Source organism: Flavobacterium sangjuense (assembly GCF_004797125.1).
GTDB lineage: Bacteria > Bacteroidota > Bacteroidia > Flavobacteriales > Flavobacteriaceae > Flavobacterium > Flavobacterium sangjuense.
The window spans coordinates 214404-240157 of sequence record NZ_CP038810.1 but is presented as its reverse complement, the minus strand read 5'-3'; the positions used below and the strand labels follow the sequence as shown (position 1 = coordinate 240157).

The window sequence follows — 25754 nt, the reverse complement described above, 5'->3', positions numbered from 1 at the left end:
TAATAATCTAAAAATCCGGAATATGAGTTTATCAACCAAAATAATGGACGAAATGAAAAATGCAATGCGTGCCAAAGACACCGTTGCGTTAGAAGCATTGAGAGCCATCAAATCAGAACTTTTATTAGCGCAAACCGCTACAGGTTCTAAAGAAGAAATTACAGAAGCTGACGAAATCAAAATATTACAGAAATTGGTAAAGATGCGTAAAGACAGCGCTTCGATTTTCACTACACAAAATCGTCCTGATTTAGCAGAACCTGAATTGGCACAAATTGCCGTAATCGAAAAATTCCTTCCGGCCCAACTTTCAGAAGCAGAAGTTGAAGCAGTCATTGCTAAAATCATTGCAGAAACCGGAGCATCCGGAATTGCTTCAATGGGAAAAGTTATGGGATTGGCTTCAGCGCAAATTGGTGGAAGTGCAGAAGGGAAAACCATTTCGACTATCGTTAAAAAACTTTTAGTATAACAATCTAAAAAGGCTCCGTAGTTCAACTGGATAGAATATCAGATTTCGGCTCTGATGGTTGCAGGTTCGAACCCTGCCGGGGTCACGAATAAACAAGAGAGTAAAGAAAATGTCCAAACTCATTTGAGCATTTTCTTTACTTTCTTATTTTCAAAGCGGAGCTTTGTCAGGGAAGACGGAGTCAACCCTGCCGGGGTCACATAAATAAGCCAGAAGAAATTCTGGCTTATTTATTTAATTATTTTTCGGATTAGAAACTTGTCAACTGCTTTAAATCACTAATCGTTTGTGTTGGATTTGCAGCTTTAAAAACAAAATTCCCAGCCACAAGTACATCTGCACCGGCTTTTACCAATTGGGCAGCATTTTTATCGGTAACGCCACCATCAATTTCAATTAATGTTGAAGCGTTTTTTCTATTGATCAATGCTTTTAGTTTTTCAATTTTGGAATAGGTATTTTCAATAAAAGATTGCCCACCAAAACCAGGATTAACGCTCATTATGCAAACCATATCAATATCATTTATCACGTCTTCTAATAAATCAATACTGGTATGGGGATTAAGCGCGACACCGGCTTTCATGCCTTCTGCTTTTATTGCTTGTAAAGTTCTGTGTAAATGCGTGCAGGCTTCGTAGTGAACTGTTAAAACATTTGAACCTAATGCCGCAAAAGTCTTGATGTATCTGTCAGGATCAACAATCATCAAATGGACATCGATGGTTTTTTTTGCATGCTTTGTTATTGCTTCTAGAACTGGCATTCCGAACGAAATATTCGGAACAAAAACACCATCCATAATATCAATATGAAACCAGTCGGCTTGGCTTGCATTAATCATTTCGATATCGCGTTGCAGATTGGCAAAATCAGCAGCAAGAACAGAAGGTGCAATAATAGTATTCTTCATTTTGTAGTTTTGTGTTGTTGGTGCAAAGATAGAAAAAGTTTCCGTTTTACCGGAGATTGCGTGAAGGATTGGCAGCAGTGCCATGCACTGCAGAAAGCCTGACCCAAAGGGGCACGCCCAAAACAGGTGATGAGATTGCTTCGTTCTTCGCAATGACATAAAAAGTAAAACTCCGGTAATCAGCCGGAGTTTCAATCATCAATCAAAAAACGAACAGTTAATCAGACTGTTGTTGTCGTTATTAGGATTAACCTAAATATGTTTTTAATATTTTACTTCTGGAAGTATGTTTTAATCTACGGATTGCTTTTTCTTTAATTTGACGAACACGCTCACGAGTTAAATCGAAAGTTTCTCCAATTTCTTCTAAAGTCATTGGATGTTGGTCACCTAAACCAAAGTACAAACGTACAACATCTGCTTCTCTTGGTGTTAATGTTTCTAAAGAACGCTCAATTTCGGTACGCAATGATTCGTGTATTAATTCTCTATCCGGGTTTGGAGATTCACCAGAACGTAAAACGTCATAAAGGTTAGAATCTTCTCCTTCTACAAGAGGTGCATCCATTGACAAATGACGACCAGAGTTTTTCATAGACTCTTTTACATCATTTACAGTCATATCAAGTTCTTTTGCAATTTCTTCAGCACTTGGCGGACGTTCGTTAGATTGCTCTAACAAAGCGTACATCTTGTTGATTTTATTGATAGAACCAATTTTATTCAAAGGCAATCGAACGATACGAGATTGTTCTGCTAAAGCCTGAAGAATAGATTGACGAATCCACCAAACGGCATATGAAATGAATTTGAAACCACGAGTTTCATCAAAACGTTGTGCCGCTTTAATCAAACCTAAATTTCCTTCGTTAATCAAATCGGGAAGCGTCAAACCTTGATTTTGGTATTGTTTAGCAACAGAAACCACGAAACGTAAATTGGCTTTTGTCAATTTTTCTAACGCTCTTTGATCTCCGGCTTTAATCTTTTGTGCTAACTCTACTTCTTCATCTGCAGTAATTAAGTCAACTTTTCCAATTTCTTGTAGGTACTTGTCTAGGGAAGCAGTTTCACGATTAGTTACCTGCTTGGTGATTTTGAGCTGTCTCATTAATTTGTCTCCTTTACTTTAAAGTGTTCAAGTGGTTGTACGTTACAATTTTAAAAAAGTTACAATTTAATAACATTTTTTAAATTTATCTATAATCAGACAAGGAAATAACATAAAAAAATCTACTTCAAGCTTGAAGTAGATTTATTATTATTATGAGTGATTTATAAAATTATAACTTTCTTGTACCTGACCAGCTGCCGCTTTCACCAAGATCGTTTACCCAAGATCCACTTATGCGATTACCGCTACTTGTTCCGGAGAAGCCGCCACCCTCAAATGTCCCTGTTAAAGAAGTGCCTATGTATGAGCCATTTACATTAACGGTACCACTTTCACTTGACCCCGCACACCCATTAATAACATCGTCCACTATAACGACATTGAATGTGCCTGAATCGTCACCGCTATAACTACCTAAATATACTTTGGCTAAAACGTTATGAAATTCTTTTAGCACTTTTATTGTGGCATTAGGGTGTCCGCTTATGCTTATATTGCTGACTGTCGGGTCTCCGCCATTAGCAGTGACGCTAAAATCGAAAGAATTACTTCCATTGGTGAATGTCAATCCTGCCATAGCAGAATTTAAAGTAGCAGTTTCGGTCGAAGTATAGATTGAAGTAGATCCACCAATTTTTAAAATTGCCTCCAAAAATCCGTCATTATTAATATTAATCAGAACGGTTCCTGATGAACCTATAAATACACCTTTATAGATACCAAAATTACTGTTGTCAAATTCTACTTTGGCTTGTGGTGTGTCTGATAATGCTGGTCCGGAAGAATCGTCACTTGAACACGAAAATGTAAATACTCCCACGAAAAGGATAAAAAATAATTTTTTCATAATAAATTGGTTTTAATTGGGTTAGTTAACTTAAAGATATTTATTTTTTATTCAAAATAATTATCAATGCCGTTTAAAAGTCAAAAAAATCGTTTAATAGTAAGACGATATTTTATATTCTGTTCAGGAATAAAAAACCCCAACTCAAAATCTTGAATTGGGGTTTGTTTTTTAATCAAATCGGTCTTTGTATTTTTTGAATAAACTGTTCATTATAATTAGAACCACTCCAACACCGAGTAAGACCAAGGCTCTGATTAGAAAATCAGTATTTGATAAATCGAAGAACATTAAACGAACGACGCACAATCCAACCAATGAAAGTGAAACATATCTAAAGTATTTCTCTTTTAGCAAAATCCCTAAAATCAATAATCCTAATGCTTCTAAAATCCAGAAGAAAGTTAGAATTCCTTTATCGAAAGTTAAATATAAGAAAAAGCCAATACTTAGTGTTGCCGGATAAATCAGCAAACTGTTTTTGAGTTTATATTCTTCGAGCCATTTGTAAGCCAAATAAATATAAACCGCCAAAAGCGAAAATATTAAAATATAAACCGCCAGGAATTTTGATTCATAAAAATTAAAACTCAAAAAGCCCAAATGCAAATTGGCTAACAAATAATAAACGATGCTGATGTTCTTTTCCTTGCTGATTTTTTTGTGATATAAATACAGATTTACAATGGCAATCGAAGCCCAGTATATTGGCAGCCATTTGTGTTCCAATTGCGAAAACATGATGATAGACAACCAAACATTTAATACAATTTGGTAGTTTGATTTCAATGAATCTATAGTTTCTTTTTTGTTTAAAAGAATGACTAATACCAATCCTAAAATAACGCTTCCAAGTTGTAAAATCCAATCTAACCAACCGAAATTATTCAATTTGTCAAGGCTGTAATAAACGGAAATTATAATGGCTAATAGGGCAACCTTTGGTGCAAAATGGAATTTGATCTTGATTTTTTCAGCAGCAACCAGCCAAAAATTGATTAAGGCCAAAATCATAAATAATAATGGCAAATAACTTAATTGAACTTGGATAAAGAGTAAAATTATTATCCAAGCATTTTGAACATAAGGCAATGCAATACTGAACTTTTTACCTTTTTTATCCTGAGGTTTGGACTGTAAATAGCCATAAACTATAGAAACCAAAATGCTTATAACCTGTGTTATATAAAGCATATTTTTATTAACTAAGTCAACCTTATCAATAGCAATATAGATTGTCAAAACAATGCTTCCAATTAGCAGTAAAAACGAATAATTATTATAACGTTTGAATTCTTCCAGCTTTTGAAATCCGATGAACATTAGCACAGCGATTGCAGTTAAATAAATGGCGGTAAATTCAATTTGCAGACAAGAAAAGCCAAAAACTAAAGCGTTAAAAATCAAAAACTCTGAATTCAGCAAATTGAAATTCCCCCAGCCAATAATAGTTTCGTCGGATTTGCTTTTTATTCTTTTGGCAAACAATACATAAGTTTCAACAACCGAAATTCCCAAACAGCTTAATCCAATTTCCGGATTGGTTAAGTAAGGGCTATTGAATAAGAGCAATATACTTGCGGTGATAACAAAGAAAAAATACGCTACATAAAGCATAATTTGATTATCCGCTATAAGTGATTTCCTTTTGAAATTAAACCATAAAAATTCGTGATTCAAAATGGCAAACACTAACAAAGTAAACGTATAGACGATTTCGTGATCGAGTAAATATTTATAAGAAACAAATAGTAATAAAGCGTTCATTCCTACTATAGAAATAAATCGGATGGCAACCATGTCTTCGTAAAATTGTTTTTCAGTCCAGTTAAAAGCTATGACTACAGATAATCCCAAAGCAAAAGTCCAATCGGAATAGGTTTCTTTTTGGGTTGCAATTAAAATAATTCCGACTATAATACTTGAAACGAAAAAGATTATTCGTCCAATGTCAAACGTATTTGATTCGAACTTTTTTCTCAAAAAGCACCAAAGCAATGCTGTAAAAATGACAAGATAGTAGAAAGTATTATTTGGCAACTTATTATTACAATTTAAAAACAAAATGGCAAAAGAGATTATCGAGAACAATCCGTTTAAGCTCAATGTTTTGTCTAAGTAAAAGGTATCGACATCTATATATTCTTTTTTAATATTAGAGTAAACAGTAACAAGCAAAGCAGTAATTGAAATAATCGAAATAGATAATGTTGCGTTTGTAACATAGGCAGCTTCTATTGAATAGCTGTTTAATAATGCCAAAAAGAAAACCAATCCAACAGCAACAACATGATTAATTCCAAGGAAAATTTTATGCAGCAAAACTTCTTTTTCTTTGTAAACCACAAATAAGCAAACTACCGTAAGAATATATAAAACACAGGCAATAATATCAACGCCTATGCTCCAATCAACTAACATAATGCTGCTCAACGCACACAAAACAAACGAAACCATTCCGTCTAAATGATACAACCAGAAAACATTTTTCTTTCGTGCTTTCAATGCCATAAAGAAGCAAATAACAGCTCCGCCAAAGAGAACAAAAGTCTTAAAATGACTTCCGGTTGAATGTAAAATCAAGCCGGTTGCAAACAAAATCCAGTTGGTTAAATGTGTAATAAAAGCGGCTTTGTCAAAACGCGTGTTTTCATAAACGCTTCGGTATTGCATAAACATACAGCTTGCCGCAACGGTTATGATTCCGATTATGGCAAATATATTTTCGGCAGCAGTTAAAGCCGTTCCCTGAGCGTTGAACCAAATGTCAAAAATGATAAAAGCGATAATAACCACAAGTAGGTGATACTCCCATTTTTCTTTATAGGAAAGAACTATTCCAATGGCGCTTGTTATGGCTGCTAAAAGAAAAGTAGCCAAAACCTTTTCGGGAATAACACATAAAATTAACATGCTCAAAATAACATGCAACGATAGAAATGTCTGTTGCCGTATTATGTATCCAATGAATAAATTGAGTCCAATTCCAATTCCAATTAAAGAATAACCTGCAACATCATTGGTTATAAATGAAAGCGCGGGAATTTGAGACGCACCAAAACAACCAAACAAGAACAAACTCGCGCCGGCACTTCGAAGCCATAATCCTGTTTTCTCCCATTTTTCCTTTTTCTTTAAAATATAATAAGAACCAATCAGCAATCCGGCATAAGCCCATAATATCAAAATTCTAAAAAGCGGTGAAACTTTCAGCGCAGTATAAATGCTCAAATATCCAATACCAAGAACCATAATCGCTGTTCCCAAAATTCCGGTCCAATTGTCAGCAAATTGTTTTTCGGCTTTCTTTAAAAATATTGAAAAGGCACTTTCTTCGTATGCTTTTTCCGCTTTTGGTTTATCATAAACAGGAAGCGGATGACTTTCGTAATTTAAAATTGGGATTTCAATTGACTGTTCTTCCTCTGGTAAATCGGCGTCGGCAATAGGGGTGAAGTATGGTTTGGTCTCTTCAACAATCTCTTCTATAGGTTCTACAATAGGTTTAGCTTCTTCTGCTATTGGCGAAATTATTTTTTCTGTCTGAATAGTTTTTCCTTCAATACTATTTTTGATGGCTTCAATTTCTTTTTTGAGTGAATCATTTTCTTCACCATGTCTTTTTAGAATGTTTTTTAAGAAACTGGTTTCATCTTTTAAATTCGATAATTTGATGAAAAGTATAACGATGCAAATGGCAAATACGAAAAGGATGAAAGACATGGTTTTTGGTTTGATTATTTCAAATATAACTATTCTAGGTATTAGAAATCAAAAACCCCAATTCAAAATTTTGAATTGGGGTTAAATAAAAAAGGGTAGTCCTTTAAAGTTTTCGATTTCCTGACCAGCTTCCTGATTCTGAAAGAGTATTGGTCCAAGTTCCGCTAATACGGTTTCCATCGACGGTACCAACAAAAGCTCCGTTATCAAATTCACCGAGAATGTTATTTCCGGTTATATCACCATCTAAAAATAAAGAGCTATCATCGTCGCTTGGTTTAGCCAAGCCATAAAGGAAACTTCCTTGTATTATTATATTGAACGTTCCGGAACTGTCTCCGTTAAAGGAACCTAAATAACATTTTACTAGGCTATTGGAAAGTTCTTTTATAACATCAATTTTGGCATTAGCGTGTCCACTGATATTTATACTGCTGACTGATGGAGAAGTTCCATTTCCATTTACGTTAAAATCAAAAGAGTTGCTCCCATTTACAAATGTCAATCCTGTAATGGCAAAATCTTCGGCAACCTTTTCGGCTGCTGTATACGTTTTTGAAGAACCATTAATTGTTAAAGTAGCAACTGCTTCGCCACTATTGTAAACATTAACTTCAACTGTTCCTGTTGAGCCTACAAAAACACCTTTGTAGATTCCAAAGCTACTGTCGTCATACTGTGCTTTGGCATCAGGCGTGTCAGACAAACTAGTGCCTGAAGAGTCACTAGAGCAGGAAAGAGCCACTGCTCCGAAAATGAATGTTAAAATAAGTTTTTTCATAATACTTATATTTATAGTTAGTTGATTAAAATTACAAAATATATATTTAACATATTTATTTTTAAATAATAAACTTTAGGCGTGTTGTGTAAGCATATGAAAAATAAAAACCCCAACTCAAAATTTTGAATTGGGGTTTTTTATAAACTAAAAAAAGTGATTACTCTTTTTTCTCTTCTCTTGGAGGTCTTGGTAAAAGTGCTTTTCTTGACACTTTTTCTTTTCTTGTTTTTGGATCAACACCAAGATATTTTACTTGGAAAACATCACCCATTTTTACAACATCAGAAACGTTTTCTGTTCTTTCCCAAGCCAATTCTGAAACGTGTAATAAAACTTCGTTTCCAGGAGCAGCGGTATATTCTACAACAGCACCAAAGTCTAACATTTTAATTACTTTCACTTCATAAGCTTCACCAACTGCAGGTTTGAAAATGATAGAATCGATTTTCGCCAATACTGCTGCAATTCCGTCTGGGTCAGTTCCAAGGATTTCAACAACACCTTGCTCATCCACTTCGTTGATAACGATTGTAGTTCCCGTAGCTTTTTGTAATTCCTGAATCACTTTTCCACCAGGTCCGATTAAGGCTCCAATGAAATTTCCTGGAATTGTTCTGGTGATGATTTTTGGAGCATACGCTTTAACATCAGGTCTTGGTGTAGCAATTGTTTCCACCAATTTCCCTAATATATGCATACGTCCATCACGTGCCTGATTCAAAGCTTGTTCCATAATGTCATAACGCAATCCATCAATCTTGATGTCCATTTGACAAGCTGTGATTCCATCTTTTGTTCCGGTTACTTTAAAGTCCATGTCACCTAAATGATCTTCATCACCTAAGATATCTGAAAGAACCGCAAATTTTTGACCATCTGTAATCAATCCCATAGCAATACCTGAAACCGGTTTTACCATTTGAACTCCTGCATCCATCAAGGCCATTGTACCGGCACAAACTGTTGCCATAGAAGAAGAACCGTTAGATTCTAAAACTTCAGAAACAATACGAATTGTATAAGGACAATCTGCTGGAATCATATTTTTCAAAGCACGTTGTGCTAAGTTTCCGTGACCAACTTCTCTTCTTGAAGTTCCTCTTAAAGGTTTTGCTTCTCCAGTTGAGAATGGTGGGAAATTGTAGTGTAAATAGAATTTTTCTTCTCCTTGTTCAGATGGTGAGTCGATTTGGTTTGCTTCTCTTGAAGTTCCCAAAGTTACTGTTGCCAATGCCTGAGTTTCTCCACGTGTAAACAATGAAGAACCGTGAACTCTTGGTAAGTAATCAGTTTCACACCAGATTGGTCTGATTTCGGTAGTTTTTCTTCCGTCCAAACGAATTCCTTTTTCAAGGATTACGTTACGAACTGCTTCTTTATTGGTTTTGTAGAAATATTTTCCAACTAAACCGGCTAAGTCTGCATTTTCAGCATATTCTTCTTCAGTAAATAATGCTTTGCACTCTTCTTTTACTGCAGCGAATTTTTCGCCTCTTTCACTTTTACCTGAAGCTTCCTGAGCTATTGCATAACATTTGTCATATCCAGCCGCTTTTACTTTTTTGTAAACTGCTTCGTCTTCAACTTCACCTTCATACGTACGGATTTCTTTTTTACCAAAAGCTTCCTGTAATCTTAATTGCGCCTGAATTTGAACTTTGATAGCCTCATGAGCAAATTTGATAGCCTCTACCATTTCTGCTTCTGAGATTTCTTTCATTTCTCCTTCAACCATCGCAACAGAATCCATTGAAGCTCCAATCATCATATCAATATCTGATAAGTCTAATTGCGCTTTACTTGGATTGATTACAAACTTTCCGTCGATACGTGCAACACGTACTTCAGAAATCAGGTTGTAAAATGGAATGTCTGAAACCGCTAAAGCTGCCGAAGCTGCTAATCCTGCCAAAGAATCCGGCATAACATTTTCGTCGTGAGACATTAATTGGATCATCACTTGAGTTTCAGCGTGATAATCATCTGGGAAAAGCGGACGTAAAACACGGTCAACAAGACGCATTGTTAATACTTCGCTGTCACTTGGACGTGCTTCTCTTTTGAAAAATCCACCAGGAAAACGTCCTGCTGCTGCAAATTTTTCACGGTAATCTACCGTCAAAGGTAAAAAGTCAACACCAGGATTTGATGTTCTTGCTGATACGGCTGTTGCTAACAACATAGTGTCTCCACAACGTACAACTACAGAACCGTCTGCCTGTTTTGCTAATTTACCTGTTTCGATTGTGATGCTTCTTCCATCACCTAAATCGATTGTTTCTTGGGTTACTTTTGGAATCATAAAATTTAATTCGTTTTTAAACAATTAGGTTAGTTGTGTTGTAGTTGTTGTAGTAGTTGTTTGTAACCCAATGAAAAACCGAAACTTTTCTTCTTTTTAATCTAAAAATAAAAAGAGGCGCGTGGGCACCTCTTTTTTATTGACTATTTTCTAATATTCAATTCTTTGATGATCTCACGATATCTGTTGATATCTTTTTTCTTCAAGTAGTCAAGAAGACTTCTTCTTTTACCTACCAAAAGTACTAACGAACGCTCAGTGTTGTAATCGTGACGATTTTTTTTCAAGTGCTCAGTTAAGTGAGAGATTCTAAATGTGAACAATGCGATTTGTCCTTCTGCAGATCCTGTGTTTTCTGCTTTTCCTCCGTGTTTAGCGAAGATTTCTGCTTTTGTGTCTTTACTTAGATACATTCCAATATTTATTTAAATGATTATTATGTATGAATAGAGGTTTTCTCAATTCGTGTGCAAAGATAATCTTCTTTTTCGATTAGGCAAATAAAAAGATAGCCTTAACTTAAAAAAGTTTGGCAACTTCCTGATTTACAAATTCTAAAAACCGTTCGTCGGCTTCTGTGAAAGGATCAATCACGTGACTGTCGATGTCTATCTGCCCAATATTTTTTCCATTTACAAAAAGCGGTACTACAATTTCCGACTTAACGGTAAAGCTGCAGGCAATATAATTATCCTGAGCAGTAACATCGGGAACGACAAAATTTTGGTTTGATTCTGCTACCTGCCCACAAATTCCTTTTCCGAATGGAATGACAATATGATCTGTTTCAGCACCAACATAAGGTCCTAGATGCAACGTTTTGTTTTCATGATTGGCAAAATAAAATCCAACCCAATTGTAATAATCAACATTGTCAGTAAGCAATTGGCAAAGGTTTTTTAATTTGATATCTCTTTCAGCATTCGCTTCAGAAAGTAATGCAATTACTTGTGGTTTTAAGTTTTCGAAATTCATTTTCAATTTTTTATGCAAAAGTAACGACTGCACTTTTTTTATTTTATATAAATTTGTTAAAAATTCTATTTTGAAGAATCTGCTGCTGCAATACAAACCTTTCTTGCTTTTTCTTGGAAAATTTATCTTGAGTTATTTGGTTTTGACCTTTATTTATCAAAGCTATCTAAGTCGTTATAATGTCAAAGATTTTGATGTGGATTTTTTTACACAAGCTGTAGCCGATCAATCTGCAACGGTTTTGTCCTGGATTGATTCCAATTCTTACACCATGCCGCATCAGACGGAACCGACAGTAAAATTGTTTTATAAAGGCAAATACATTTCCCGAATTATTGAAGGATGCAATGCTTTAAGTGTAATGATTTTATTCATCTCATTCGTAATTGCATTCACTGGAAAATTCAAGAAAACGGTTTTGTTTATAGTTTTCGGAATATTTTTGATTCACGTTTTGAACATTGCTCGGATTGCGCTTTTGTGCGTTGCGTTGTATCATTTTCCTCAATATGAGCATTTACTACACGGTGTAATTTTTCCATTAGTGATTTATGGAGTTGTATTTTTGTTATGGGTAATTTGGATTAATAAATATTCGTTCTATGCTACAGAAGTTGATAAGAAATAAAGAAAAAGTAGGCTGGTCATTGTTTTTGATATTGCTTCTGATTTTAATCAGAGTATTTGAAGACACGCTATTCTACGATCCGTTTTTAAATTATTTCAAAGACGAATACGCGCATTTGCCGTTTCCACAAATCAACATTTTTAAATTGTTTTTTAGTTTGGGAATAAGGTTCTATCTCAATTCAGTGATTTCATTATTACTGCTGTATGTGATTTTTAAAGACAAGCAGATTGTAAAATTTTCGGCCTTGCTTTTTATGATTTTGGGTTCGGTTTTGATGATTAGTTTCATTTTTACGCTTATTTCTTTTGGAGAAGAAAGCAAAATGACGCTTTTTTACATCAGACGTTTTTTGATTCAACCGATTTTTATTTTGCTTTTCATTCCCGGATTTTATTATCAGAAGCAAATTAAAAAATAAGCATTTTTTCGTAACTTTACTCGTATAGTATATGCTGAAATTTAATTTTGGGTCTTATGAAAATAGTAAAGCATTCTGGCAGTGTTGTTGAGTTTAATCGAGACAAACTTAAAAGTTCTTTATTAAAATCGGGTGCAAGTATATTGGTTGTTGATGGTATTCTGCAAGCTATCGACAATCAAATTTACGAAGGTATTACTACCAAAAAAATCTACAAACTAGCTTTTAATTTACTCAAAAAATCTTCTAACTCCAATGCGGCGAGATATAATCTGAGAGTTGCTATTCAAATGCTTGGTCCAGCCGGTTTTTTCTTTGAAAAATTCATTTCACGGCTATTTATTTCTGAAGGCTATACAACAAAAAACAATCTTTTTTTACAAGGCAAATGTGTGAGTCACGAAATAGATGTCGTTATCAAAAAAAACAATTATATCGAAATGATAGAATGCAAATTTCATCCAAGAAGCGAAACCAATTCTGATGTAAAAGTCCCAATGTATATACTTTCCAGATTTAATGATTTGAAAGACAGAAACCATCCGATATTTTCCAAAAGCGATAAAATTTCAAGCTGTTGGATTGCAACCAATAACCGATTTACTACCGATGCAATGAGTTTTGCCAATTGTTCCGGATTAAAATTATTGAGTTGGGATTATCCACCAAAATTTTGTTTGCGAAAAAAAATTGATAATGAGCAATTGTATCCGATTACTTGTTTAACGACTTTGACTTTGGCCGAAAAAGATAAATTGTTGGTGTCGGATATCATCTTGGCTAGGGAAATTATTGATAAAGTTGAAGTTCTTGAAAAAATCGGACTTAGTCCAATCAGAATAAAAAACGTGACTAAAGAAGCGTCAGAACTGTGTAAATATTTGTGATATGAAAATTAAATTTCTTGGAGGAGCAGGAACAGTAACGGGTTCAAAAACTTTAATTGAAAGTAACGGACTCAGAATCCTAATTGATTGCGGACAATTTCAAGGGATAAAACCATTACGAGAACTCAATTGGGAACCATTACCGATTTTGCCCAACACAATTGATTTTGTTTTGCTTACACATGGCCATTTAGATCATTGCGGTTGGTTGCCAAGATTGGTCAATCAAGGATTTGAAGGAAAAATATATTGCACAAGTCCAACAGCGGCAGTTACCAAATTAATTTTGTTAGACAGCGCCAAAATTCAGGAAGAAGAAGCCAATAAAGCCAACGAAGAGCATTTTTCCAAGCATGAAAAAGCAGAACCGTTGTATAATATTGAGCAAACCGAAGAAGTTTTTCCATTATTTAGAGTGATAAAACCAAATCAGAAAGTATCGCTTGATGCTGAAATATCAGCTGTTTTTAGAAACGCCGGTCACATCATTGGCGCTTGTTCTATCGAGCTGAAATTAGAAGGGGAAACGCTCGTTTTTTCCGGAGATATTGGTCGGGATAATGATGTGCTGATGTATTCGCCGGTAAAACCCAAAGAAGCGGATTATGTTTTTTTAGAAAGTACTTATGGTAATAGAATACATCCTGATGAGGACGTCAAATTGCTGTTAGAAACCTACATCAACAACACGTATCAAAATGGTGGAACTGTTATTATTCCGAGTTTCGCTGTAGAACGCGCCCAAACCATTATGTATTTGATTTGGAAGCTAAAAGAGGAAGATAGAATTCCAAATATTCCATACGTAATTGATACTCCAATGGGAATAAACGTTTTGGATGTTTTTACAGATAATAAAAATTGGCATAAACTTTCCGAAAATGATTGCGTTGAAATGTGCAAAACATTCACCATGAATACAGAATATCAGGAAACTATAGATACAATTTTTGATAAACGGCCAAAAGTTGTCATAGCAGCAAGCGGAATGGTTACCGGAGGAAGGGTTTTGAGTTATTTAGAAGAATACATTGGATTGCCTGAAACAGCAATAATTATGGTTGGCTATCAAGGCGAAGGAACGCGTGGCAGAAAGCTTTTAGAAGGAGCAACAGAAATAAAAATTCATGGGAAATATTATCCGGTTTTGGCCAAAATTCTTGAAATACAAGGATTGTCAGCGCATGGTGACCAAAATGATTTGCTCAATTGGTTATCAGAATTAAAAAACAAACCTAAAAAAGTTTTTTTAGTACATGGTGAAAACCAACCGGCAGACGAGTTGCGAATCAAAATTCAGGAAAAATACGGTTTTGATTGCGCTGTTCCGTTGATGGGACAAGAGTTTGAATTGTAAAGTTTTAATTTAATTTTAAGTTTTTGCCCAATGGTTTTTACTAACTTTGCCCCATGATTTTCAGAAAACACATTAGTATTTTATTGACAGCTCTCCTGTTGGTTTCCAATTTGGGATTAGCTTTCAATGTACATTATTGTGATGATGAAATCGCTTCTATAACTATAAATGCAGCTCCAGCCGTTGAACAAACTCTAGACGAATGCTGCGGAATTGTTGAGGAAGATTCGGAATGCTGCAATGATAAAGTTATTAAAGCTGAAATTAAATCAGACCAGATTATCGTAAAATCGGTATCATTTGACGCTGATTTTATTCCGGTTACACATGACTGGAAACCTGCAATTTTTGTTTCAAAAAACAACTTCAAACAAAGAGATAATCTTACTTACTACAGCGATGCGCATACACCGCCATTGTATCTCTTATACAGCCAATATACTTTTTATGCCTGATTTTAGTATTCGATAAGTACTCACTTAATCACGAATATTAAAATTTAAAAAATGAAAAATACAATGTTGTTCCTTACATTGTTGGTTTCTACCGTTACTTTTTCACAAGAAGATGTCAAAAAAGACACTCTGAAAACGGTAAACGTTCAAGCCAGTAAAAAAGGACTAAAAAAATCAATTTCAGGAACGGCCAATATGACATTGGTAACAAGTAAAGAATTGCTTAAAGCAGCTTGTTGTAATCTGGCCGAAAGCTTTGAAACCAATCCATCCATCGATGTCAATTTTTCGGATGCTTTGACAGGAACCAAACAAATCAAAATGTTGGGTTTGACAAGTCCTTATATCATGATTACCGAAGAAAATATTCCATCGGTTCGTGGCGCTTCTCAGGCGTATGGTTTGTCTTTTACGCCGGGAACTTGGGTGGAGAGTATCCAAATCAACAAAGGTGCAGGAAGCGTTGTTAATGGTTACGAAAGTATTTCGGGACAAATCAATACCGAATTAATCAAACCTCTAAAAGATATTCCGTTTTTTCTGAATGCTTATGGTTCGACCGATTCCCGTTTTGAATTGAATACTCATTTCAATCGTAAAGTCTCGGATTATTGGGCAACGAGTTTGTTTTTACACGGTAATGCAAGAGTCGCCAAAAACGATATGAACGAAGACGGTTTTCTGGATAATCCATTGGGAAAACAATTCAACATCGCCAATCGTTGGCAATATTCCAATCCGAATACAGGTTGGGTTTCGTTTTTGAATCTTCGTTATATGAATGATGAAAAGCAAACGGGAGAACTCGATTTTGATGCTGACAGAGATAGATTGACAACCAATTATTGGGGTTCAGAAATCAATACCGAAAGACTGGATTTTTCATCAAAAATAGGATATGTTTGGAAAGATATGCTGTATCAAAGTGTCGGATTTCAAAATGCTTTTACCAGTCATAATCAGGAATCGTATTTTGGTTTGAACCAATACAATATCAAGCAGCAAAGCTATTATTCGAATCTGATTTTCAATTCGATTATCAGCAATACAAAGAATAAATTTGCCACAGGATTGAACTTTACCTATGATAAATATGCTGAGTTTGTAAATCTTTCAGATGTAAGCAGAATCGATAATTCGGTCGGTGCTTTCTTTGAATATACTTATGACGACGACGATAAGTTTAGCTATATTCTTGGCGGACGAATGGATTATCACAATAGGTTAGGCGCATTTTTCACACCAAGACTGCATGTAAAATACAATCCTTGGGAAAAAGCTGTGATTCGATTTTCTGCCGGAAGAGGAAAACGTGCTGCGAATATATTTGCTGAAAACCAAAACTTATTTGCCAGCTCAAGGACGTTTTCTGTTTTGGATACGAATGGGAAAGTGTATGGTTTAGATCCGGAAATTGCATGGAATTACGGTCTGAGTTTTACTCAAAATTTCAAACTATTTGGAATGAATGCTGATACAACTGTTGATTTCTACAGAACCGATTTTCAAAACCAGGCAGTTATAGATGTTATGAATTCGCCGCAACAGGTTTTGTTTTATAACCTAAAAGGTAAATCGTATGCTAATAGTTTGCAGCTTGACTTCAATTTGGAAATCATCAAGCATTTGAATTTGAGAACGGCTTATAAATATTATGACATTTCGACGGATTATCTTTCGGGAACTTTTCAAAGACCATTGCAGGCAAAGCATCGTTTCTTTGTGAATTTGGAATATGAAACACACATCGTTGAAAAAGGCAAGCAATGGAAATTCGATTTCACTACCAATTGGTTGGGGAAACAGCAATTGCCAAACACAGCTAGCAATCCGGAGCAAGACAGATTGCCTGAGTTTTCCCCTTCTTTTGCGGTAATGAATGCGCAAATTACCCGAACTTTTTCGAGTACCTTTGAAATGTATATTGGTGGAGAAAATATTGGAAATTATCGTCAGGACAAAGCCATTTTAGGCAGTGATAATCCGTTTGGCCCAAATTTTGACACTTCAATTGTATATGCGCCGGTATTTGGTCAGATGTATTACGCAGGATTGCGATTTAAAATAAAATAACTTTCAGCATCGAAAGATGTTGAACTAAATTCAACATAAATGAAAAATATAATTTTAGGAATGATGTTACTGTTTGTAGCATTTTCAACACAAGCACAAGACAATAAAAACAAAAATGCCAAATATGAGTTTGAAGTAAATGGCAATTGCGAACAATGTAAAAAGCGAATTCAGAAAGCAGCATTTTCTGTTGCAGGTGTGAAAAGTGCCGATTGGCATATTGATGACCATATGCTGCATGTAATTATAAATGAAGAAAAATGTTCATTACTTGATGTAAAAAAGGCCGTTGCCAAAGTTGGTCATGATACTGAAGATGTTAAAGCAACAGATGAGGTTTATGAAAATCTTCATAGCTGTTGTAAATATGAAAGAAAATAATTTTAAAAACTCCTTAATTTTTAAGGAGTTTTTTTTATTCTTATTTTTACCAAAAAAAGAAATTGAAAAAGCTAGGAATCGTTTTGTTATTGCTAATTTATAGCAATTGTTTAGCTCAAAAAACAGTTGAGGACCAAAGAGTTTGGTTTGCTTACACCGGGCAATATAAGGTTTCTGAAAAATGGGGTTATCATATTGAAGCGCAATTCAGGCTTGACAATGAGCTGCAACAAAATCTTCAAAATTTATTTAGAATAGGCGGGATCTATTATTTGTCACCATATAAAAACATAAGTGGCGGCTATGCTTTAGTCAATACTTATAGTGCTTCGTTGGATAAATTTTACAGAGAAAACAGGTTTTGGCAACAATACCAGTTCAATAAAAAATGGAATGAGAATAAGAACACGATCATTCACAGATTTCGATTAGAGCAACGATGGGTTGAGCAATTAGCAACTGAAAACACTACGAATTATCAGAACAGATTCCGTTATTTGAATAGAAATTTATTTCACATCGCAAATATAAGATCAAGTAACGAAGAAATTTATGCTGTTGTTCAGGATGAAGTTTTTCTGAATTTAGGCGACAATAAAATTAATTCAAAAGTTATCGATCAAAACAGGTTTCTAATTGGACTTGGATTGAATTACAATAACAACATTCGATTAGAATTGGGTTATATGAATCAGTTTGTTACATCCAGTTCTGGTAATGATGTAATGAATCATACCGTTTCGGTATCGTTACTTCAAAATTTAGATTTGCAAAAGCATTAGTTATCGATATGTGAAAATATAGCAATATCCCAAAAAAAAGGAGTACTTTCACGCTCGAAATTTTTACCCACTTAATTTTATAATCCATGAGTGATTTTGACTGGATGCAATTACTAAATCCCGAATTTTACATAACCATGTCTATTGGTGGTGTAAAAGTTGGTTTGTGGATTGTGTTGTTTATTGTTTTTGCCGAAACAGGTTTGTTTGCCGGTTTCTTTTTGCCTGGTGATAGCTTACTTTTTTTAGCAGGAATATACAGTCGGGATTTAGTTGAGAACTTTGCTGTCATACCATCAGATATTGCTAATGTGACACTGTTGTCAGTATTGGTTGCTGTTGCAGGAATCTTAGGAAATATGATGGGATATTGGTTTGGTGAAAGAAGCGGATATTATTTATATAAAAAAGAAGATAGCTTTTGGTTCAAGAAAAAATACCTGATTCAGTCTAAAGATTTCTTTGAAAGATATGGTGGAAAAGCGATAATCTTCGCGCGTTTTTTACCAATCGTCAGAACATTTGCGCCTATAGTTGCCGGAATTGTGACTATGGATAAAAAGAAGTTTATGTTTTACAACATTGTAAGCTCATTCCTTTGGTCATTTACTCTTATTTTCTCCGGGCATTACTTATATGGAATGTTTTTAGAGAAATTTGATATCGATTTAAAACATCACATTGAGAAAATCGTTATCGGAATAATATTAGTTTCTACGTTTCCGGTTTTCCTGAAGATGATTAAGAAAACACCAAAGCAAGAATAAAAAAAAGCCTCAAGAAATTGAGGCTTTTTTTTATTCTAAAGAATGTGAATTACATCATTCCCGGCATTCCACCGCCCATTGGCATTCCGCCACCAGCATTTTCTTCTTTGATTTCCACCAATGCACATTCGGTAGTTAAAATCATTCCTGAAACTGAGGCAGCATTTTCAAGGGCTACACGCGTTACTTTTTTAGGATCAATGATTCCGGCTTTTAGCATATCAACATATTCGTCTGTTTTGGCGTTGTAACCAAAATTGGCTTTCCCTTCCGAAACTTTTGCAACGACAACAGAACCTTCTAATCCTGCATTCTCAACAATAGTTCTTAACGGAGCTTCAACAGCACGTGATACAATTTGGATTCCTGTAGCTTCATCAGCATTGTCAGCTTTTAGCTTATCCAAAACTGATTTTGCTCTTAATAAAGCAACACCACCACCAGCTACAATTCCTTCTTCAACCGCAGCGCGAGTCGCATGAAGCGCATCGTCTACACGATCTTTTTTCTCTTTCATTTCTACTTCAGAAGCAGCACCAACATATAGTACAGCAACACCGCCAGCTAATTTAGCCAAACGTTCCTGTAGTTTTTCTTTATCATAGTCAGAAGTCGTTGACTCCATTTGACCTTTGATTTGGTTTACACGATTTTTAATCATGTCAGCCGTTCCGGCACCATTTACCAAAGTTGTATTGTCTTTATCAATAGTTACTTTTTCAGCGGTACCCAACATTTCTAAAGTAGTGTTTTCTAAAGTATAACCACTTTCTTCAGCAATGACAGTTCCTCCGGTTAGTATGGCAATATCTTCCAACATTGCTTTTCTTCTGTCACCAAAACCAGGAGCTTTTACAGCAGCAATTTTCAATGCACCACGTAATTTGTTTACCACCAATGTCGATAACGCTTCGCCATCAACATCTTCCGCAATAATTAATAATGGTTTCCCGGATTGTGCTACTGGTTCTAATATTGGTAATAACTCTTTTAGAGAAGATACTTTTTTGTCATATAAAAGAATGTATGGTCTTTCTAATTCTACTTCCATTTTCTCTGGATTGGTAACAAAATACGGAGACAAATAACCTCTGTCAAACTGCATTCCTTCCACAACATCAACATAAGTATCAGTTCCTTTTGCTTCTTCGACAGTGATAACACCTTCTTTACCTACTTTTCCAAAAGCAGTTGCAATCAAATCACCAATAACTTCATCATTATTTGCGGAAATAGAAGCAATTTGTTTTATTTTTTCAGAATCACTTCCAACAACCTGAGCTTGTTTTGCAAGGTCAGCCACAATAGCTTCAACTGCTTTATCAATTCCACGCTTTAAATCCATTGGATTCGCGCCGGCAGCAACGTTTTTCAAACCTTCTTTAACGATAGCCTGAGCCAAAACAGTTGCAGTCGTAGTTCCGTCACCAGCTAAATCATTGGTTTTTGATGCTACTTCTTTTACCATTTGCGCACCCATATTTTCTAATGCGTCTTTCAATTCAATTTCTTTTGCAACGGTAACACCATCTTTGGTAACGGTTGGTCCTCCAAATGATTTTCCAATAATTACATTACGACCTTTTGGTCCAAGAGTTACTTTTACTGCATTTGCTAAAGCATCAACACCACGTTTTAAACCGTCGCGAGCCTCAATATCGAATTTTATATCTTTTGCCATTTTATGTTAGTTTTTTTTGAATTATATAATTGCTAAGATGTCATCCTCACGCATGATTAGGTAATCTTTTCCATTGAACTTTAAATCAGTTCCGGCATATTTTCCATAAAGAACAACATCGCCAACTTTAACTGTTAAAGGTTCGTCTTTTTTACCGTTTCCAACAGCTACAACAGTTCCTTTTTGCGGTTTTTCTTTTGCCGTATCAGGAATAATGATTCCGGAAGCTGTTTGCGTTTCAGCGGCTGCAGGTTCAATGATAACTCTGTCTGAAAGAGGTTTGATATTTAATGCCATAATTATGTTTTTATGTTATTTTAATGTTGGTTACCGCTAGTCAGAAATTGTGCCAAGCGGCATTTTTTCTAAAAAAAATGCCAGCATGTCAGTGCTGGCATTATATTTTTTGAATGCAAATTATTTTTTTGGAGTCTCAACTGGTTTAGCCGGAGCCGGAGTTGCTGTTTTTGGAGCAGCAGCTTCTGTATCATCAATGATTTTTGAATTAGCATCACTTGTGCTTCCTGTGAAACTTAAGCTTGATAATAATATCAAAACAATTAATATAGTTGCTAATGTCCAAGTACTTTTATCTAAAAAGTCAGTTGTTTTTTGAACACCACCCATTTGTGTTGAACCACCTAATGAAGATGATAAACCGCCGCCTTTAGGGTTTTGTACCATAACTACTATGATCAATAAAAAACAAACTATTGTTATTAATACTAAAAAGATTGAAAATGTGCTCATTACTTAATTATTATTTTGTTGTAAAATTTTAATATCCGAAATTCGGTTTGCAAAGAAACTACTTTTTTCCGGATATTTCAAAATTAATATTTCATAGGCTTGAATTGCTTTTGAATATTTTTTTTGTTCTAAATATACTCGGGCTAAAGTCTCGGTCATCAAGTGGGAAGTATCTTCCGGAATGACTTCTATTACCGGAACTGTAGCGTCTTTTGCTATTGGAGTTATCTTCGGATTGTTCTCGATGAATTTGTCGATTAAATCTAATTTTTTCTTCTTGTCATCAGCAAATGAAGATTTAATTTGCTGCGTCTGTTCGCTATCGCTCGAGTCTTCTCTGACAATTGGTTTTAATCGTGATAATTGCAACCATTCCTGAAACGAATGTTTCTCGTTTTTAGAAAACTCTAATGGTTTTCCGATAGCTAATTTTTCTTCTGCTTTTTGTTCTTCTGTGGCCGTAGCTTCTTTGATAGAAGTTAAAATAGATTGTTCTAAAGCATCAACAATAGGCTGATTGGCTTCTACAATGATATGTTCGCTTCCAATGACACTCATGTTCATTAGTTCTTCCAACTTCTTTTCGTACAAGCCTTTTTGTACAGATACAAAAGAATCGGAAGTGATAAAATCGAATAAAATACTTCTGTCCGTAGTATAAGCAGCAGAAACTTTCAGAGCGTAATTATAATTAAAACTGTCCTGATTATACAGATGTTTTAACTTCAACACACGGGCACTTTGAAAATAAGGAAACGCAGTCAAAACATTGTCCAATGTTTCAGCGTACCTGTCATTTATAGCTTCAGGTTTGTTGAGTAAATATGTGTAATCTGTTAAGTTCATCTTATGAATTTACCATTTGGCCAACGACTCATTAAAAACATCTTGTGTTATACGCTCAAAAATCTCATCGATATAGTCGTTTAATACTGAGCCGGTTGGAAGTGAACTTCCTTCATAATCTCTGTAAAAAGAAAAGCGTCTCTCAAAATTGTCGGCTTCTTTATTTTTATTGCTAAAACGAACATTAACCGAAATAGTCAATCTGCTTTGAGCCGCAGTTTGAGAAGCTGTGGCCTGCATAGGTGTTATTCTATATTCTACAATTTCGCCTTCATAAAGCAAATCGCCATTGGAATTGGTCAAATCCAGGTTAGTTTGGTTCTGAATAATTTCCTGAAGTCTGATGGTAAATCTTCGTTCAATTCCGGGCTCAATTAAGTCGGCATTATTCTGAAAATAATTCACCTGAAATGTCTTCCCATCGACTGGCTTTGCACCTGTAAAGTTATATACAGAGCAACTGTTTATGCTGACAGCAAGAATAAAAATAGAAAGCAATTTAAAAAACTTCATGGAAACAATTAAAGACCGCTAAAGTAATTCTTTATTTTGAATTATGGAAGAGCATCGCCTTGGTAATAGTAATTAATGGAGGTTGTTGTATTCTCATAAGTTCCCAGATAATAATTGTCTCTGGTTTGTGTTAAAGGTAAATCATTTGCGTTGAATGTATAATGAAATACTTCACTTTCCGGATCTTCTGAACAATAGTCATGAGTAAGTACATTGTTAGCTGAAATACAGTTGTTATCCGGCCAAGGCATAGTAGTAGAAAAACTAAATGCTTTACAAATCGCTAGTGTTGCATTTCTTAATGGATTGGTTTTGTTATCGTAAGTGAAATAATTACAGCTTTCATTAGGGAAATAGGATACCATGTTATTGTCTGAATACTGTATACCCAATTCAGAATTTATTATTTCAACAGGTGTTCCATCCCAATCATAATCTACCCATACAGTTTTGGTATAAGTCAATAATTTATCAATGTTAATAGTAATAGAAGTATAATAATTGGTTAAGTCACCGAAGATATAGGCATTCAAAGAAGAATCATAATTCAATGATTCACCGTCAATTGAGATAACAGAATCATCACTGTCATAACTAAAAGTATGGGTACTGCTAGTTGCATCCGCGTTAAAAACTGTGTAACCAGCCAATCGGTTATCGGAGTCATAAGTAAAAGTCTGAACAATGGTTCCGTCTGCTTTTGTTATTTCATATAGCAAACCATCGGAATTAAAAAACCATCTTGTTTCCATAGAAGTTCCCGGATAGAAGTCAACTCTTTGCAATAAATTTGGGTTAACAGTAACTTCTGATGAGTCAGAACTACATGAAATAGAAATAATAACAAAACTGATTAGAAAATAGAACTTTTTCATAGCGAGTACTTTAGTTCTATAAAAGTAAGAAAATAAAAGTAAGAAAATATTTTTTTCTTAATTATGGAAGATCATCGCCTTGATAGTAGTATTTCGAATAATTGATATATTCAACAAACGTATCGCCATCATAGACTTCAATGTCGTGCTGTGATAAATAATTATGAGAATTAATTAACAAACCGAAGTTGTAATGAGCGGAGTTGCCGCTTTCAAAACTCAATGATGAAAGTACTGATCTTGAAAAAATTCCATCCTTGAAAAACTCCGGATCAGTCAAAGATTTTAATTTTAAAACTCCTAAACAGGCATTACGAAGAGGGTTTCCATTGATTACATTTAAAAAACTGTAATTTCGAACTAAATCAACACTTCCGTTAGTTGTTCTCTGAAAAGAAATCATATTGCTGTTGGTGTAAACCGCTTCATATTTTTTTTCAGGAGAAACGGAATTACTATATGTATATTCTGTTAGCAACAAATCATTATTAATTTCACAATTGAAATTTTCAGTTGCATTGCTATAGAAATATCTGAAACCTGCAGCACTATAGATGTAATTATAGGCTTGACCGTTGATGGTGGTTATGATGTTTGAAGAATTATAGGTAACTACATAATCAGCTACAATTGAGCCGTTATTATATTTGGTGTCCCTGATAACATTGTTGTTGCTGTCATAAATAAACTTTTCAATCAGCGTTCCGTCAGCTTTTGTAATGTGATCCAATATACCAGAATCATTAAAATTCCAACGTGTTTCGTTGGCAGTATTAGGATAGAAATCGACTCTTTGAAGCAATTCAGGATTGACAAGTATAGAAGAGGTGTCATCGCTGCTGCATGAGAATAAGGTAATAGCTAAAACAAAAAGGAATACATATTTTTTCATGACTATAAATTTGGGTGGCGTAAACGTAAAAAGGTATTTGACAAATAAAAAATTTATAGGTCGTACTGCTTAATTTTTCGATAAAGTGTTCTTTCAGAGATGCCTAATTCATCTGCAGCGGCTTTTCTTTTGCCTTTATGACGGTCCAAAGACTTCTTGATAAGTTCAATTTCTTTTTGTTCTAATTTCAATACTTCTTCCTCATCAATGGTTTCTGCCATTAGGTAATTAGTATCATCGTCATCGTCAAATTCTTCTTGTTCTACTTCATTCTGTGAAGAAATGGAATTCAATCTCGGTTCATCCGTAAAGTTAGAAACACTTTCCTCTTTTTGGCCAAAAACCTTCTGAATCAAGTTCTTATTCATTTCCTGCACTTTGGAACTTCCGTTTTGCATTAATTCTAGAGTCAGCTTTTTCAAATCATGCAAATCGCTTTTCATGTCAAAAAGGACTTTGTATAAAATATCTCTTTCGGTAGAAAAATCATTTTCCGATTTTTTTCCGCCAATAACCGAAGGCAAATTACTACCTTCAACCGGTAAATACGATTGTATAGTTGCCAATGAAATATCGCGATTGGTTTCCAAAACCGAAAGCTGTTCGGCAAAATTTCTAAGCTGACGGATGTTTCCGCTCCAGCGGTATTTTTGCAAAAATTGGATAGCTTCATCACTCAATTTAATGGGCGGCATTTTATATTTATGCGCAAAATCGGCAGCAAATTTTCGAAACAATAAATGAATATCATCTTTTCGGTCACGCAATGGCGGCAAAGGGATGTCAACAGTGCTCAAACGATAGTATAAATCTTCACGGAATTTTCCTTTTTCAATCGCTTCAAATAAATTCACATTAGTAGCTGCAACGATACGAACATTGGTTTTTTGGACTTTTGATGAACCCACTTTTAGGAATTCGCCGTTTTCCAAAACACGAAGTAAACGCACCTGTGTTGACAAGGGCAATTCGCCTACTTCATCCAGGAAAATTGTTCCGCCATCAGCCACTTCAAAATAACCTTGACGTTCGGCGTTGGCTCCGGTAAACGAACCTTTTTCATGTCCAAAAAGCTCACTGTCAATGGTTCCTTCCGGAATAGCACCACAGTTTACTGCTATATATTTTCCGTGTTTTCTGTGCGAAAGCGAATGAATAATTCGAGGAATACTTTCTTTACCGACACCACTTTCACCCACAACCAATACCGAAATATCAGTAGGAGCAACCTGTATGGCTTTTTCTATGGCACGATTCAGTTTTGGGTCGTTCCCAATAATCTCAAATCGTTGTTTTATGCTTTGAACGGTTTCCAT

At 34.9% G+C, this 25754-nt stretch carries 26 protein-coding genes and 1 tRNA gene; 11 read left to right on the top strand and 16 right to left on the bottom strand.

Annotated elements, in window-relative coordinates; genetic code table 11:
• The first annotated feature begins 22 nt into the window (after positions 1-22).
• Both GS03_RS00980 and GS03_RS00975 read left to right on the top strand, forming a co-directional pair.
• A complete protein-coding gene (locus tag GS03_RS00980; RefSeq protein ID WP_136150714.1) occupies positions 23-472 on the top strand; it encodes a GatB/YqeY domain-containing protein in 450 nt (149 codons plus the stop codon).
• Positions 473-483: 11 nt separating this feature from the next.
• Positions 484-557: transfer RNA gene (locus GS03_RS00975), tRNA-Arg, on the top strand.
• Positions 558-722: 165 nt separating this feature from the next.
• On the opposite strand, the gene rpe is transcribed toward GS03_RS00975, so the two are convergent.
• The 8 genes from rpe to GS03_RS00935 all read right to left on the bottom strand — a co-directional run bounded on the left by rpe (position 723) and on the right by GS03_RS00935 (position 11130).
• The gene (gene rpe / locus GS03_RS00970; protein ID WP_136150713.1) at positions 723-1385 is read right to left on the bottom strand and encodes a ribulose-phosphate 3-epimerase; all 663 of its coding nucleotides are present in this window, start codon (positions 1383-1385) and stop codon (positions 723-725) included.
• 247 nt (positions 1386-1632) lie between these two features.
• Positions 1633-2496: a sigma-70 family RNA polymerase sigma factor gene (locus GS03_RS00965; RefSeq protein WP_026707723.1), complete on the bottom strand. Its 864-nt coding sequence runs from the start codon at positions 2494-2496 to the stop codon at positions 1633-1635.
• A 172-nt stretch (positions 2497-2668) separates the two neighbouring features.
• Positions 2669-3346 (bottom strand): hypothetical protein, encoded by a 678-nt coding sequence (locus GS03_RS00960; RefSeq protein ID WP_136150712.1) that lies wholly within the window; start codon positions 3344-3346, stop codon positions 2669-2671.
• Between the two features lie 171 nt (positions 3347-3517).
• Complete coding sequence (locus tag GS03_RS00955; RefSeq protein WP_136150711.1) at positions 3518-7069, bottom strand: DUF2339 domain-containing protein; 3552 nt, start codon at positions 7067-7069, stop codon at positions 3518-3520.
• A gap of 103 nt (positions 7070-7172) precedes the next feature.
• Positions 7173-7850: a hypothetical protein gene (locus GS03_RS00950; protein WP_136150710.1), complete on the bottom strand. Its 678-nt coding sequence runs from the start codon at positions 7848-7850 to the stop codon at positions 7173-7175.
• 160 nt (positions 7851-8010) lie between these two features.
• Positions 8011-10155 carry a polyribonucleotide nucleotidyltransferase gene (locus tag GS03_RS00945; protein ID WP_136150709.1) on the bottom strand — a complete coding sequence of 715 codons (2145 nt, stop codon included), beginning with the start codon at positions 10153-10155 and terminating at the stop codon, positions 8011-8013.
• A gap of 143 nt (positions 10156-10298) precedes the next feature.
• Positions 10299-10568, bottom strand: a complete 270-nt coding sequence (rpsO, locus tag GS03_RS00940; protein ID WP_136150708.1) for a 30S ribosomal protein S15 — start codon at positions 10566-10568, stop codon at positions 10299-10301.
• Between the two features lie 106 nt (positions 10569-10674).
• Positions 10675-11130, bottom strand: a complete 456-nt coding sequence (locus tag GS03_RS00935) for a GAF domain-containing protein (protein ID WP_136150707.1) — start codon at positions 11128-11130, stop codon at positions 10675-10677.
• 70 nt (positions 11131-11200) lie between these two features.
• On the opposite strand from GS03_RS00935, the gene xrtF reads away from it, so the two are divergent.
• The 9 genes from xrtF (at position 11201) to GS03_RS00890 (ending at position 18881) form a co-directional block, all read left to right on the top strand.
• Complete coding sequence (gene xrtF / locus GS03_RS00930; RefSeq protein WP_136150706.1) at positions 11201-11758, top strand: exosortase family protein XrtF; 558 nt, start codon at positions 11201-11203, stop codon at positions 11756-11758.
• Positions 11733-12179 carry an exosortase F system-associated membrane protein gene (locus tag GS03_RS00925; protein ID WP_136150705.1) on the top strand — a complete coding sequence of 149 codons (447 nt, stop codon included), beginning with the start codon at positions 11733-11735 and terminating at the stop codon, positions 12177-12179. The genes xrtF and GS03_RS00925 overlap by 26 nt, the downstream gene beginning before the upstream one ends.
• A 56-nt stretch (positions 12180-12235) precedes the next feature.
• The gene (locus GS03_RS00920) at positions 12236-13066 is read left to right on the top strand and encodes an ATP cone domain-containing protein (protein ID WP_136150704.1); all 831 of its coding nucleotides are present in this window, start codon (positions 12236-12238) and stop codon (positions 13064-13066) included.
• Position 13067: 1 nt separating this feature from the next.
• Positions 13068-14423, top strand: coding sequence for an MBL fold metallo-hydrolase RNA specificity domain-containing protein (locus GS03_RS00915; protein WP_136150703.1), 1356 nt, complete (start codon positions 13068-13070; stop codon positions 14421-14423).
• A 53-nt stretch (positions 14424-14476) separates the two neighbouring features.
• Positions 14477-14878 carry an HYC_CC_PP family protein gene (locus GS03_RS00910; protein ID WP_136150702.1) on the top strand — a complete coding sequence of 134 codons (402 nt, stop codon included), beginning with the start codon at positions 14477-14479 and terminating at the stop codon, positions 14876-14878.
• A 51-nt stretch (positions 14879-14929) separates the two neighbouring features.
• Positions 14930-16951 (top strand): TonB-dependent receptor plug domain-containing protein, encoded by a 2022-nt coding sequence (locus GS03_RS00905; RefSeq protein WP_136150701.1) that lies wholly within the window; start codon positions 14930-14932, stop codon positions 16949-16951.
• Positions 16952-16990: 39 nt separating this feature from the next.
• On the top strand, positions 16991-17332 hold the full coding sequence (locus GS03_RS00900; RefSeq protein WP_136150700.1) for a heavy-metal-associated domain-containing protein: 342 nt from the start codon (positions 16991-16993) through the stop codon (positions 17330-17332).
• Between the two features lie 62 nt (positions 17333-17394).
• A complete protein-coding gene (locus GS03_RS00895; RefSeq protein ID WP_136150699.1) occupies positions 17395-18114 on the top strand; it encodes a DUF2490 domain-containing protein in 720 nt (239 codons plus the stop codon).
• An 86-nt stretch (positions 18115-18200) separates the two neighbouring features.
• On the top strand, positions 18201-18881 hold the full coding sequence (locus tag GS03_RS00890) for a DedA family protein (RefSeq protein ID WP_136150698.1): 681 nt from the start codon (positions 18201-18203) through the stop codon (positions 18879-18881).
• 49 nt (positions 18882-18930) lie between these two features.
• Here GS03_RS00890 and groL read toward each other — a convergent pair whose 3' ends face one another.
• The 8 genes from groL to GS03_RS00850 all read right to left on the bottom strand — a co-directional run bounded on the left by groL (position 18931) and on the right by GS03_RS00850 (position 25754).
• Complete coding sequence (gene groL, locus GS03_RS00885; RefSeq protein ID WP_136150697.1) at positions 18931-20562, bottom strand: chaperonin GroEL; 1632 nt, start codon at positions 20560-20562, stop codon at positions 18931-18933.
• Between the two features lie 21 nt (positions 20563-20583).
• The gene (locus GS03_RS00880; RefSeq protein ID WP_136150696.1) at positions 20584-20859 is read right to left on the bottom strand and encodes a co-chaperone GroES; all 276 of its coding nucleotides are present in this window, start codon (positions 20857-20859) and stop codon (positions 20584-20586) included.
• Between the two features lie 120 nt (positions 20860-20979).
• Positions 20980-21312 carry a preprotein translocase subunit SecG gene (gene secG, locus GS03_RS00875; RefSeq protein ID WP_136150695.1) on the bottom strand — a complete coding sequence of 111 codons (333 nt, stop codon included), beginning with the start codon at positions 21310-21312 and terminating at the stop codon, positions 20980-20982.
• Positions 21313-21315: 3 nt separating this feature from the next.
• Positions 21316-22158: a tetratricopeptide repeat protein gene (locus GS03_RS00870; RefSeq protein ID WP_136150694.1), complete on the bottom strand. Its 843-nt coding sequence runs from the start codon at positions 22156-22158 to the stop codon at positions 21316-21318.
• A 9-nt stretch (positions 22159-22167) separates the two neighbouring features.
• Positions 22168-22671: an LptE family protein gene (locus tag GS03_RS00865; protein WP_136150693.1), complete on the bottom strand. Its 504-nt coding sequence runs from the start codon at positions 22669-22671 to the stop codon at positions 22168-22170.
• A 41-nt stretch (positions 22672-22712) separates the two neighbouring features.
• Positions 22713-23546, bottom strand: coding sequence for a hypothetical protein (locus tag GS03_RS00860; RefSeq protein WP_136150692.1), 834 nt, complete (start codon positions 23544-23546; stop codon positions 22713-22715).
• Between the two features lie 61 nt (positions 23547-23607).
• Positions 23608-24438 carry a hypothetical protein gene (locus GS03_RS00855; RefSeq protein WP_136150691.1) on the bottom strand — a complete coding sequence of 277 codons (831 nt, stop codon included), beginning with the start codon at positions 24436-24438 and terminating at the stop codon, positions 23608-23610.
• Between the two features lie 53 nt (positions 24439-24491).
• The gene (locus tag GS03_RS00850; protein ID WP_136150690.1) at positions 24492-25754 is read right to left on the bottom strand and encodes a sigma-54 interaction domain-containing protein; all 1263 of its coding nucleotides are present in this window, start codon (positions 25752-25754) and stop codon (positions 24492-24494) included.